Origin of the sequence: Carboxylicivirga caseinilyticus (assembly GCF_050589785.1) — a bacterium.
GTDB classification, from domain to species: domain Bacteria; phylum Bacteroidota; class Bacteroidia; order Bacteroidales; family Marinilabiliaceae; genus Carboxylicivirga; species Carboxylicivirga caseinilyticus.
This window is the reverse complement of sequence record NZ_JBNGOX010000031.1, coordinates 59,405-73,345: the sequence shown is the minus strand read 5'-3', so window position 1 is coordinate 73,345 and position 13,941 is coordinate 59,405. Positions and strand designations below refer to the sequence as shown.

Sequence of the window (13,941 nt, the reverse complement as noted above, 5' to 3'; positions counted from 1 at the left end):
CTCACATATAAGCTCTCAGCTGGATGAAATAATTTAAGGAAGAACTCCATTTTTTTGAATAATAAAAAGAGGGTGCCTCAATTTTGGACACCCTCCTGTATTTTGTGTGATAAGATAATTAATCTACTATCTCAATCAATTCAACTTCAAAAATCAAGGTTGCATATGGAGGAATTACACCTTGAGAACCACGTGGACCGTATCCTAAATCATAAGGAATGTACAAGATAGCTTTTGTTCCTTCTTTTAACAATTGAAATCCTTCTGTCCAACCTGCAACAACACGATTAAGAGGAAACTCAGCTGGTTCACCACGATCAACCGAACTATCAAATTTAGTTCCATCAACCAAAGTACCTGTATAATGAACTTTCACAGTATTTGTTGCAGTAGGTATTCTACCAGAACCTTCTTCCAGAATTTTATATTGCAAACCACTTTCAGTTACCATTACTCCTTCTTTCTTAGCATTTTCAGCCAAAAAATCTTCTCCTTCTTTTCTCATCTCATAGGTTAACACATCATTTGCCTGTTGTGGAGTTACCTGACCATTATTATTCAATTGTTCACGTACACCCGCAGCTACCATATCAGCATCTAATCCTTCGATATTTGTTAATTGATTTGCAATTAAGATACCATAGCTGTAACTCAAACTATCCTGAAATGCATTTAATTTTGCAGGCGCATCAGAAGCTCCCTGCTGACAAGAGATAACGCCAAATGCAATTGCACCAGCCATCATCAGTTTAGAAATCAATTTCTTATTCATTTGTTTATTATTTATTTGCCCCAAAGATATACAAATACTTTATTGGAGCTACATCATGTCGATTTTAGATAAAAAAACAGGTGAAGGATAACCAACACCTGTTCATATTATCATTAATCTAAACACTATAAAAATTCGTAACGAACAAAGGCTTCAAATGCTTCATATTCTGCCATTCCCAAGTCGTTATACAACTGAGCGGTTCCTCTGTTTCTATCTTCTGCTCTCTGCCAAAACTCACGACTATCACCTCCCAGGAACATTGCTCCATCCTTTTGTGATTGATGCTTAAATATTGCATTACGCTTACGCATCAATTCATCCGGACTAATAGGTACAGCCATCTCAATATTATGAATTTCCCATTCGTGCCACGCTCCACGATACAACCAAACCCAACAATCTTTCATCCACTCTTCCTTCTTAAGAATGTCAATTGCCTGAAATATAGCGTCCAGACAAACGCGGTGTGTTCCATGAGGATCAGATAAATCACCCGCTGCATAAATCTGATGTGGCTTTACCTCCTTAATCATTTCTACAATGATTTTTACATCTTCTTTGCCAATTGGCTTCTTCTCTACTCCTCCTGTTTCATAGAAAGGAAGATTCAGGAAATGAACATTTTCAGCTTTTACGTTTGCATAACGACAACCTGCTTTAGCCTCACCTACACGAATCAAACTCTTAATTCGACGTATCTCAGGTAAATCAATTTGGTCATGCTTTTTATTGGCAATAAATTTTCGTATTTTCTCGTGTTCAGCCTCTATTTCTTTTGTATCAACTTTTAACCCACGAGCATAAGCCCCAATAAAATCGATGTAGCGAAGAACATCATCATCTGATACAGCAAGGTTACCAGAAACCTGATATGCCACATGAACATCATGACCCTGATCAACCAAACGCAACATCGTTCCTCCCATAGAAATAACATCGTCATCAGGGTGTGGGCTAAAGATTATTACCCTTTTCTTCTCTGGTGATTTTCTTTCCGGACGATAGGTATCATCAGCATTTGGCTTTCCACCGGGCCAACCTGTAATGGTATGCTGAAGTTCATTAAAAATGCGAATATTAATTTGGTATGCCGATCCTTTTTCTGCAATGATATCACCCATGCCGTTATCATTGTAATCACGATCAGTCAACTTAAGAATGGGCTTATTCACCTTTTGACATAGCCAAACAACCGCCTTTTTTACCAACCGATCGTCCCAAACTACACTATCTATTAACCAAGGTGTTTTAACTCGGGTAAGCTCATTACCAGCCGCCTCATCAACAATAACATGGCAATTCTTGTGGCGCTGCAAAAATGAAGAAGGAACTTCTTCTGTAATAGTGCCTTCAACTGTTTTTTGAACAATATCAGCTTTACCTTCACCCCATGCCAAAATACGAACACGTTTTGCCTTCATAATGGTAGCTACTCCCATTGTAATAGCCTTACGAGGCACATTATCCTTACCAAAGAAATCGGAGGCTGCTACTGTTCTTGTAATATCATCCAGCGAAACAATTCTTGTTAGTGAATTATAAGAAGAGCCCGGTTCATTTAAACCAATATGACCTGTTCCTCCTACTCCAAGAATCTGCATGTCAATTCCGCCTACTTTATCGATTTGTTCTTCAAATCCACGGCAAAATTTATAAATACTTTCCTGAGGAATCGTTGAATCAAGTTCAAAAATATTTTCCTTTGGTATATCAATACGATCGTAAAATTTCTCCTTAATGTTTCTGCTGAAACTTTGTAATGCATTTGGAGCAATTGGAAAATACTCCATCACATTAAATACAATCACATTTTTAAAGCTTAAACCTTCTTTCTTGTGCATGCTCACCAACTCATCGTACACCTCACTGGGTGCAGAACCTACTGCTAAACCTAACACACACTTCGCTCCTTCAAGCTCCTTAATTTTAATAATAGAAGCTATTTCAGATGCCAAAGCTTTTGATCCCTCTGTTGAAGATCCATAGATTTTAGTGGCAATTTTCTCATGTTTCGTTATTAATGATCTCAGATACGGATCATCGTGGTAGCCTTCATTTTTAAACTTACCGGCTGGTGAAATCTTCTGATTAAATTTTACTATCATAACATTAAATGTTAATGTGATTGTCCTTTTTGATAGATTGCAAATTTATAATTTAAATTGATTAAAAATAACGATAAACAAAGTTTTAATAACCTTTTAACTATTTTTAATAAGCTTTCGAAAGCTTTCGTTTAATTATTATTTAAAATTTTTATTAACCAGATACAAGATCAGATGATTATTGTATTAACAAATTACAACAAGATAAAACGAAATTCAATTAATAGGTGAAGATAAAAATCAATTACTAATGATTGACTTATATATAACATCCTGAATATCTGTTCGTACATTTAATTCAATTAACTTTTTATTATAGGAATCAGGATGAATACGATTGGACAAAAAGATATAAATCAGCTGGTATTCAGGATCTATCCAAACCATCGTACCGGTAAAACCTGTATGACCATAAGATGATGACGAAACTAACAATGACGCGGGACTTTGTTTATCAGGGTCCAATTCGGGCTTATCAACTCCCAAACCTCTTCGATTTAAGGAATCTTGCCTGGAGGTAAAATATTCAATGGTTTCTGGTTTAAAGTATTTTACACCTCCATATTCACCTTTATTAAGAAGCATTTGAGAAAAGATGGCTAAATCTGCAGAATTGGCAAAAATTCCTGCGTTTGCTGCTACCCCTCCAATCATAGCTGCACCCTGATCATGCACATATCCATGCAAAAGCTCTTTTCTGAAGGATTTATCATTTTCGGTAGGTATAATAACATTGGTGCTAAATTTACTTAGTGGTTTATACAAAATCCTGTTAATGCCCAGTCGATTGGTAAAATGAGTATAATAATATTCATCAATAGGCATTTTCAACTTAGCATCCATTATTAAATGTAGAAAATGATAACCCACATCACTATAAAGATAATTCTTTTGCTCGTAAAGCTTAGAATTGTATACCATGGCCTTCATTGAATCTATATAATTATGATTCATAAACAGATTCTTACTTACCTGCACACTAAATGCTGAATCTTGAATACCCTGAAAAACATCTTTTCGATATTTGGCATTCTTATTTTGATAAAACCATTGATCTAATTTAATATTGTAAGTTGAAGAATAATGTCTGCTATACAACGCATGCTCATTTAATGACTCTTCATCTATCGCATTTCGATGAAAAGGAATAAAACTTACCAAACCAGCCTGATGCAAAAGAAGATCTTTAATAATGATATCCTTTTTATCAATTGTATCAATACCCGGAAGATAATGTATTAATGAGTCATCTATGTTAATTATTCCCTTTTCATACATATCCATTACAATTGGTAAGGTTGTGCATAATTTTGTAACTGATGCTACGTCATAAAGATCTTCATTACTGGTCCTGATCCTTTTGGAATAGGTGTGATATCCATATGTTTTTTGCCAAACTATTTCACCGCCACGAGCTATTAATAGCTGGGCACCCGGTGTTGCTTTTTCGATAATAGCCTTGGATATTAATTTATCAACCCGTTTTAGAGTATCTGTCGACATGCCAACTACTTCCGGCAGCGAAAATGCCAATCTGCTTTTTGAGATACCAGCATTGTGGAAACCCAAATCGGTAAGATGACTAGCCTTTAAATTGATTCCACTTACACTAATGCCTCCAAATAATGCCTGAGCCAATAAATCCCATGTTATTTCGTCAACTTCATCAGCCACAAGTACAGCATCAAAATCATTCAATAATGAAGAATTGAAAAAGGGCTCAGCTAGTCCTTTTGTGACAAGAATTTTTGAAACACCTTCAAAATCTTTAATACGCCTTAAATCTTCACTAACTGCAATTAACTTATCCTGCCTATCACAAAGTGATATATATAGGTTTAGTGTTTTTATCGAATCATTCGCATTTAAAATATTGGGCAAATAAAACCTGGCCCTATTGATAAAATCATCACTTTTATCTTTTCGATGATCACTCACAACACCATTAATCTGATCAACATTAATTAAGGGTAGGATGTTTCTTTTTTGATATAATGCTAATGAATTGCGGTAAGCACTTAACCTTAGTGCTGTCTGCTCCACTATGACTTCATTTAATGAAACTTCATCAAGCTCGTTTTTAACACCGACTGTGTCGTATTGGTATGATTGTTCAATCTTTGACTCTATTAATAATAAGTGATTTTCGTAAGCTCTTACTAATTTAGCATGATCTTCAGCAATATTCTCAGAATAAAAAAGCACACCTTTATCCAAAAGTTCTTCAAAAGAAGGATTAAGAGTAAATTGATTATCAAAATAATACAATCCCAAATTACGCCAGCTAAACCGATTCCAATTTGACATTCCAATACCAACTTCCCTTGCTGTATCAAAACCTTTATTCGGCAAAAATCTCTTTAGTTCCTTTGGAAATCTGACTACCTCGTATTTTTTAATTGAAAGTGTCGAATCTTTAAATACTGATAATATACTTTTTCCTTCCTCATCATGCATAAAAATTCCATCAGCTCCATTTTTAGCTTCATACAATAAAGCCGAATTGTTTATTTTATGAATAAAACCGCTTTCTGACACATTGGATAAAATTTCATTGGATGGAAAATTATAAGCCAGATAATCTTTCTTACCATCACGTAAATCGATGATTATTTTTGAAACAGTTTGTTGATTTTTCTGTGGCTTTGATAATTTATTCACTAAAACATAACCTGGTTGATATTCATATTTATCATCAAGAGTTGCGGAAGGAACTACAAAGATACTGGCTAATTTCTCTTTATAGTCATTTAAAAGAGAATCTGCCTGAGATGAAGCATTGGCCATACGTCCCAATATTATAAATACCAATAACAACTTCCACCTGATCATAGATACTCTTCTTTTCATAATGCCGAAATAAAAGAAAAGCAAAGCATTCACAAAAAATTTGATCAATAATATTTAGACATTAATCATTCCATTCATTTTTAAAGCGCTTATTAACACTTTTATATTGAAGATTTGAAATTACAAACGAACCAAAGCCTCTATTAAGGAAATTAATCCTTAATAAGACTTATTATAAATTAGGTTATTGCAATAAATTTCAGTTTTTATATCTATTTATATACATATATTTGTCTCTATACTTTTATATACCTAGATCAAATGATTAAAGTCACAACATTTATAGTTTTGGCAACTGTTTTAATACTTCTATCTGTTAACCTCTTGCATGAGGATGATCCAATCAATAAAGCACAGTATGAATTAAAACAGAAATACATATTTAAACCAACAGCCAAAGTAGACCATAGTCAATTCGATGTTTTAAAAAAAGAATTTAAAACACCGCAAGAAGTTACCGAAACCTGCATCAGTTGTCACAATGAACGTCATATTGAAGTGATGCATTCCAATCACTGGAATTGGGATCGTTTAGAATATGTTGAAGGAAAAGGGATTGCCAAATTAGGCAAAAAAAATGTAATCAATAATTTCTGTATTGGTTCTAGCGGCAATGAACAGGCTTGTGCCAAATGTCATATTGGATTCGGAATGGATGGTAACACATTTGATTTTAATAACGCGCGAAATGTTGATTGCATGGTCTGTCATGATAAAAGTGAAGAATACATTAAAGGGGCATCCATGGCAGGATATCCAGACAGACATGTCAATCTAACTCAAGTAGCTCAGCATGTTGGACGCCCGGATAAAATTAATTGTGGATCATGCCACTTTTATAGTGGAGGTGGCAATAATGTAAAACATGGGGATTTAGAGGAGTCTTTATTATCATGCTCTCGCAGCACCGATGTGCATATGGCTGGTAATGGAATTAATTTAGCCTGTGTTGACTGCCATACTTCTGACAAACATCATATTAAAGGTAGATTATACTCTGTATCATCAACAAATACAAACCGTTTAGAATGTACAGAATGCCATACCCCAAAACCTCACTTAAATGAGTTATTAAATCGTCATTTCTCAAAAGTCTCTTGTCAAACCTGCCATATCCCTATTTATGCAAAAGAAAATGCAACTAAAATGAATTGGTTATGGTCAGAGGCTGGTAAGCTAGATCAAAATGGCCAACCTTTTTTCGAGGAAGATAGTATGGGTAATCATTCATACATGTCAATCAAAGGTAGTTTTATTTGGCAAAAGAATGTTCAACCTGAATATCTATGGTTCAATGGCAAAGCCAAACATTATGCCTTAGGAGATACTGTCTCAACATTCCCAGTTCAAATCAACTCTTTATTGGGAAATGCGGATGACCCACATTCAAAAATTTATCCAGTAAAAGTTCATCGTGGTGATCAAATATATGACCCAAATACTAAAATGCTCATCCAACCACGCTTATACGCAGAAAACAAAGGAGATAGTGCTTACTGGATGGATTTTGATTGGGAATTATCTGCTCAAGCTGGAATGAAAGAAATAGGATTACCATATAGTGGTGAATATACTTTTGTTCAAACAGAAATGTACTGGCCAATCAATCATATGGTTTCACCAAAAGATGAAGCATTATCATGTAACGAGTGTCATACGAGTAACAATGGAAGATTGGCTAATGTTAATGGCATATACATAATAGGTCGTGACAAAAATAAATGGATTGAATTATTTGGTCATCTAATTCTTATTGGATCCTTTGTGGGAGTAGCAATTCATACCATAGCACGAGTTGTTTCATCAAAATACAAATAACCACTAATACTTGAATTATGCGTAAAGTTTACATATATAGAAAATTTGAACGATTCTGGCACTGGAGTCAGGCTGCTTTAATCTTTTTTCTGGCTTTAACCGGATTTGAAGTCCATGATTCGTTCAGTCTCTTTGGTTTTGAGAACGCAGTTATTTACCATCGAGTTGCCTCATATTTGCTTTTAGGACTAATTGCTTTTTCTATTTTTTGGCATTTTACAACCGGAGAATGGAAACAATATATTCCAACTATTTCAAAACTTAAAATGCAAATACAGTATTATACAGTTGGCATGTTTAAAGGAGCACCCCATCCAACTATAAAATCACCAAGAAAAAAACTAAATCCATTGCAGGCAATGGTATACATCGGTTTCAAGCTTATAATGGCTCCTATTGTAATTCTTTCGGGATTACTTTTTATGTACTATAAAACATTTGATGTAAACGATACAATTATCATTAGCAGTATACCTTTAAACATCATTGCAATTGTGCATACACTTGGTGCATTTTTACTTTTAGCCTTTATAATTGTACATGTATATATGACCACCACAGGCCACACTCCAACGTCTAATTTAAAAGGGATGATTACAGGTTGGGAATTGTTAGAAGAAGAAAATATTTCTGTTGACAAACAAGAAAAAAATGACCATGATGAAAGAACAACCTAAAAAATACATGAATCCATATCTGGCAGGGTTTATTCTCGGTTTTGTTTTATTAACAACTATTTATATCACTGGACGGGGATTAGGTGCCAGCGGCGCATTAAAAAGTGTTGTTATAGAAGCTGTAAATGATATTGCACCTACGCATGCTGATAACACAGATTATTTTAAGCATTATAATGAAAGCCACCCAGATGGTCCTTTAAAAAGCTGGTTAGTATTTGAAGTCATTGGTGTAATACTAGGTGCTTTTGTTTCAGGACTAGTTTCAAATCGAGTTGGTTTAAAATTAGAACGTGGTCCAAATGTTACTAAGTCAACAAGAGTAGCAGCTGCCATATTAGGTGGTGCATTATTTGGTTTTGGAAGTCAACTGGCTAGAGGCTGTACAAGTGGTGCAGCTCTTAGTGGAATGGCCGTAATGTCATTTGGAGGTATTATTACGATGCTCTCTATCTTTGGAATGGCATACGGAGTTGCTTTCTTTTTCAGAAAATTATGGATTAATAAATTAAAATAAAGATGGGACCATTAGTACCGCATATTATAAGTAGCGATTTTAGTTTAATAATTGCCATTATTTTAGGTTTTGGATTTGGTTTTGCTCTGGAACAAGCTGGATTCGGTTCAACCCGTAAATTAGTTGGTTTATTTTACGGCTATGACTTTACTGTATTAAAAGTATTTTTTACTGCTGGTGTTACAGCAATGATTGGAGTCATTTTATTAAACCATTTAGGATTATTAAATATTGATATTATCTATATAAATCCAACATTTCTATATGCAGCCCTTTTGGGAGGTGCAATAATGGGAGTAGGATTTATCATTGGTGGTTTTTGTCCTGGCACAAGTGTGTGTGCAGCAGCCACTGGTAAAATGGATGGTATGACTTTTATTATTGGTGCGCTTTTAGGAATTTTTGTTTTTACAGAATCCTATCCTTTAATCAGTGTACTAGATAATGCAGCCAACATGGGTAATGTTTTGATGTTTGAGATGTTAGGTATGTCAAGAGAGGTATTTGCATTGATTACAATTATTATAGCGGTAAGTACATTTTATATTGTACAGAAGATAGAGGACAAAGTAAACAGGCGTAAAGCTTCCATCACAAAAAAAAGCATTATTACATATTCAATATCCGGAGGGGTTGCTATTTTATTAGTATTGATAACATTAGTTACACCTACACGCTCTGAACTTGTTCATCAACGCATTGAAAAAATGTTATTAGAACATTCTGTTCACATCACCAATATGGATGGTGATGAATTAGCTGATGAATTAATTAGTCAATATTATAAATACAATCTTATTGATGTGAGATCGAAAGAAGATTTTGACAAATTTCATATACCAACTGCCATTAATATTCCATTAACTGAACTGTCTGATATTAAATACAGAGCAATATTAAAACAAAGGGAAAAGACAAATATTTTCTATGCTGAAAATGATAATGATAGTAAAAGGGCATATCTAATAGCTGAATATTTTGGTAAAGCAGAAAATATTGCCTTAACAACTTCAGCTCAAGAATTCCACAAAAACTATTTTGATATAGAGAGCCTTTCTGAGAATGCATCAAAGAGAGAAAAAAATATTTATCATTTTAGAGTAAGCGCAGCAACTAAACTAAATGAAATAAAAGAAGCCCTTTCAAAGATGGATAAACCTGTTGAAAAAAAGGTTACAAGGGTTCAAGGTGGTTGTAGCTAAAATACTTTTCTCAATAAAATATAATAAGAAATCCAATAGCCCAAAATAGCAATAATTTGGGCTATTGGATAATATTAACTTAACTATATTGTTTTATGTTAGAATGTTGTATCCATAAAAATTTCTAAACAGATTCTTCCTTTTGTGAGTCTATTCATTATAACTCAACGTATATACTTTTATAGAAAAACGAATATCAATGGTATCTTCTTTAAAGCACAGACAATAGTATTAACATACCATTAAATAACATTTATTTATTTTTCACAACTTTCTACATTAAAGGCCCGTCAAAATCCCTACATTTGCGCGACATTAAAATATGGCAATCATAATAAACATCTTATCCAGCCTAACAATATTTGTATTTACAAATATTTACTCCAACCATCATGAAATAAGGATGGATAAGGATAATATTATATCCAACCAATTAACAATTTCTTTTGTTGAGACCCCTGATTATATTAGTGTTACAGATTTCGATGATTTACCATCATTTTGCTACAAGTGTAATTTCAAATTGCATCATTATAATTTTGAGCAAAACAAATATTGCTACTACAACCAATTTATCAGCTATTTAATTAGTTACGAAGCTGATAAATCACCCCCATTTAAAGCTTAATAAACAATACTCTTTTCAACAAAAACTCAAGAACACTATTATGGAGTAATCTACTCCATTGAATTTATATTATCTAAACTTTATAGAGGATGTTTTTATTAATGCTAATCATCTTTGTGCTGGGCTATGGTTTTATCGTTTTCGAGCACATCAATCACATTAACAAAGCCGGAATGGCACTTCTAATGGGCTCACTCATATGGGCTATTTATGCTCTTGGCGGCGAAAGTATTTTAGGGTTGGGTTATAGCTCAGCCTGGGAATCTTTCAAGGCACTTGGAAATGGAACTGAAGATTTACATCATTTCATTACTGAGCATGAATTATATCATCATTTGTCTGAAATCGCTTCTATACTATTCTTCCTAATTGGAGCAATGACAATTGTTGAATTGGTTGACAAATACCAGGGCTTCAGAATAATTACAAATAAAATCAAAAGTACTAATACTGTAAGGTTACTTTGGATCATCAGTACACTTACTTTTTTTATGTCGGCCGTACTTGATAACCTTACCACTACCATTGTTATCATTACTGTCTTAAGAAAATTACTAACAGATAAACATAACAGATGGATATTTGCCAGCATGGTTGTTATTTCAGCTAATGCTGGTGGCGCCTGGTCACCCATTGGTGATGTCACTACCATTATGCTTTGGATTGGTAATCAAATTACTGCAGCTAGCATTATCTCTTCAGTACTTTTACCCTCGCTGGTTAATATGATTGTATCTACTCTTTTATTTTCTTTAATGCTTAAAGGTCAAGCTTTACGCCCTGTTTTGGATGAAAACGAAACCAGAGAATTTACAACTCATCAGGAAAGAGTGTTTATGTTAGTTGTTGGAATATTGGCATTAATTTCTGTACCTGTATTTAAAACTATCACACACTTACCTCCATTTTTAGGGATGTTATTAGGCCTTGCTGTATTATGGATAATGACGGATCGTTATTTGAAAAACAGAGAAGGACTGGACCATAGAAAATACACTGTTACGGCTGTACTAAAGGCAATTGACATGCCAACAGTATTATTCTTTTTAGGTATATTAAGTGCTGTAGCCGCGTTACAATCTGCAGGACACCTTGATATAATGGCAAATTACCTGGATAAACATGTTAAAAACATATATATTATTAACATACTGATTGGAGCCATTTCTTCTATTGTTGATAACGTGCCTTTGGTAGCTGCTTCTATGGGTATGTATAATATAGCTGGTGCAAGTGCTACTGGTTACATGGCTAATTTTGTTCAGGATGGTAACTTTTGGTCATTTCTGGCATATTGTGCCGGAACAGGAGGTAGTATATTAATTATTGGTTCTGCAGCTGGTGTTGCTGCCATGGGCCTCGAAAAAATAGATTTCATGTGGTACCTGAAAAAGGTAAGTCTTATCGGTATTGCAGGTTACCTTGCCGGAGCATTGGTGTTTTTCATTCAAACCATGCTCTGATATTTAGTGATTTAAGTTAAATGAAAAGCCGGTCTTTAACGAAAGCTCCGGCTTTTTTGTTTAGGCTCTGTAGCTCAACACTTCTGCACTTGTAATAAATTCAGCACCTCCATATTTCTTAGTCTGAAATACACCAAATAAAACACTGATCCATTTTATTCGTCTGATTAATAATTCATAAACTATTAGGCTTCCAAACAAACTAATTGCAGTCACCCCTGCAAATTTCATTTCTGTATTAATATTGAACGGTAAGATTAAGGTCGCTCCCAGGTATAAAAATATCATATGCAAAACATACACCGGATAAGCTGCTTTACTTAGATAGCTTAGGGATTTACCTGAACGATTCAAATATTTAAATCCAAATGAAAAGATCGTATAAATCCACGATACAGATTCAACTGCTATAATAAATTTAGGGGAAGCTAAGTCAAATATGAATACACGAATAAGATATAAAGTGATAGCTATAATGAAATAAATCCACCTTTTTGATTTTATTTCGTCCCAAAATCGATCACCACTATATATAAATAAATAACCCATCAAAAAAGAAATAAAACCAATAACAAAACCATGTGTAGTTAAAGCATAAAGTTCAAAACTATCTGGCTTTACTAAAATAACTTCCAAAACAAATAAAACAGTAACCAATATAGCCGACAATGGATGGCTCAGAAACTTTGAGATCGTATCCTGAAGTTTATGCGTGCTTTTTTTCAAATAATAAAACACAGGTAATAAAACCAATACATAGATAAAGATATTAGCCAAAAACCACAGATGACCTCTTCCCCATTCGTATGATAAAGGTTGGCTGTAATAACTTTGCCATATCAAAACATGTACTGGAACAATTGCTAACATACCAAAGACCAAAGGAACCAAAATACGTTTGCTACGTTCAATCAATAATTCTTTCCAACTTCGTTTCCTCATTGCAAAACATACTCCCATTCCAGACACAAAAAATAGTAATGGAATTCGCCAAACATTCAGAAACGACATTGGAATCCATATCCACTCTAATGATTCATTACTCTGCATAAAGCCAATTAATGCACCCCAGGGTTGAAATACTATGGCTGAGTGATAAATTAAAAGTAAGGCAATAGCTATTACTCTTAACCAATCAATATCATATCGTCGTTCAATTGCATTCATTACTTTTTGATTTGGGATTAATAATTATTTTAAAAGATCTGCCATTTTTGGTCTATTCTCCTCCAGATAATTCAAATCAAGACGTAATCCCAATGGACCCAGATCCCTGTTAATTTGCTCATAAATCCCTTTGACGTCTTGAAAAGCACCACTTACACTTTCTAATGGGGTTGATCCGTAATTATTAGTTAATGATTTATCTGCTCCATGACTTATTAATGACTCAACTATCTCACCTCGACAAAAGAAAGCCGCAGTATGTAAAGCAGTAGATCCATCGGCACTTTTAACACTTAAATCAGCTCCTGCATTAATTAATGCTTTGGCAACTTCAACTTTATTAAATGTGGTTGCAATAATTAATGGTGTTGATCCAAATTGATCTTTTTGATTTAAATCAGTTCCAATACTAATATGAGCGCTTATTGCTTTAATATCACCCATAAAAGCTGCTGCAAAAATATCCATTGAAGGTTTATCCATTTTTTTTGCTGTAGTACCTGTATCAGAAGGGGTATTTTTACATGCTACCATTCCACTTAAAGTTGCTGTCATCACAACCAACATTACCATTCGATTAAAATTTCTTGATGTTTTCATTACTATAATTTTTTATCCTGTTTCCAGGTGTTTGAGTTATTAAATATTTGTTGATGTAAAGTTGCTTCATTCTATGATGCACTATTAATCAGTAATGCAGCGATTGATGTAAAGTTTGAAGAGTGAGTGTAAATTATGA

At 34.0% G+C, this 13,941-nt stretch carries 10 protein-coding genes; 5 read left to right on the top strand and 5 right to left on the bottom strand.

What is annotated here, in order from left to right; translation table 11 throughout:
* Nucleotides 1-118 precede the first annotated feature (118 nt).
* The 3 genes from bamJ to ACRD62_RS15420 all read right to left on the bottom strand — a co-directional run bounded on the left by bamJ (nt 119) and on the right by ACRD62_RS15420 (nt 5,730).
* The gene (gene bamJ, locus ACRD62_RS15430) at nt 119-772 is read right to left on the bottom strand and encodes a BamJ family beta-barrel-assembly machinery protein (RefSeq protein WP_430821010.1); all 654 of its coding nucleotides are present in this window, start codon (nt 770-772) and stop codon (nt 119-121) included.
* Between the two features lie 125 nt (nt 773-897).
* On the bottom strand, nt 898-2,880 hold the full coding sequence (locus ACRD62_RS15425) for a glucosamine-6-phosphate deaminase (RefSeq protein WP_430821009.1): 1,983 nt from the start codon (nt 2,878-2,880) through the stop codon (nt 898-900).
* Between the two features lie 240 nt (nt 2,881-3,120).
* On the bottom strand, nt 3,121-5,730 hold the full coding sequence (locus ACRD62_RS15420; protein WP_430821008.1) for a serine hydrolase domain-containing protein: 2,610 nt from the start codon (nt 5,728-5,730) through the stop codon (nt 3,121-3,123).
* A 261-nt stretch (nt 5,731-5,991) separates the two neighbouring features.
* Between ACRD62_RS15420 and ACRD62_RS15415 the strand changes: the two genes are divergently transcribed.
* From ACRD62_RS15415 to nhaD, 5 genes are all read left to right on the top strand, one after another.
* Entirely contained in the window at nt 5,992-7,548 is a 1,557-nt protein-coding gene (locus ACRD62_RS15415) for a tetrathionate reductase family octaheme c-type cytochrome (protein ID WP_430821007.1), read from the top strand.
* Nucleotides 7,549-7,565: 17 nt separating this feature from the next.
* Complete coding sequence (locus tag ACRD62_RS15410) at nt 7,566-8,225, top strand: cytochrome b/b6 domain-containing protein (RefSeq protein WP_430821005.1); 660 nt, start codon at nt 7,566-7,568, stop codon at nt 8,223-8,225.
* A complete protein-coding gene (locus ACRD62_RS15405; RefSeq protein WP_430821004.1) occupies nt 8,206-8,742 on the top strand; it encodes a YeeE/YedE thiosulfate transporter family protein in 537 nt (178 codons plus the stop codon). The genes ACRD62_RS15410 and ACRD62_RS15405 overlap by 20 nt, the downstream gene beginning before the upstream one ends.
* Nucleotides 8,743-8,744: 2 nt before the next feature.
* Nucleotides 8,745-9,944, top strand: a complete 1,200-nt coding sequence (locus ACRD62_RS15400) for a YeeE/YedE thiosulfate transporter family protein (RefSeq protein WP_430821003.1) — start codon at nt 8,745-8,747, stop codon at nt 9,942-9,944.
* A gap of 717 nt (nt 9,945-10,661) precedes the next feature.
* Nucleotides 10,662-12,035, top strand: coding sequence for a sodium:proton antiporter NhaD (gene nhaD / locus ACRD62_RS15395; RefSeq protein WP_430821002.1), 1,374 nt, complete (start codon nt 10,662-10,664; stop codon nt 12,033-12,035).
* Between the two features lie 60 nt (nt 12,036-12,095).
* Here nhaD and ACRD62_RS15390 read toward each other — a convergent pair whose 3' ends face one another.
* Together ACRD62_RS15390 and ACRD62_RS15385 are read right to left on the bottom strand one after the other, a co-directional pair.
* A complete protein-coding gene (locus ACRD62_RS15390) occupies nt 12,096-13,202 on the bottom strand; it encodes an acyltransferase family protein (RefSeq protein ID WP_430821001.1) in 1,107 nt (368 codons plus the stop codon).
* 24 nt (nt 13,203-13,226) lie between these two features.
* A complete protein-coding gene (locus ACRD62_RS15385) occupies nt 13,227-13,802 on the bottom strand; it encodes an ankyrin repeat domain-containing protein (protein ID WP_430820999.1) in 576 nt (191 codons plus the stop codon).
* Nucleotides 13,803-13,941 lie beyond the last annotated feature (139 nt).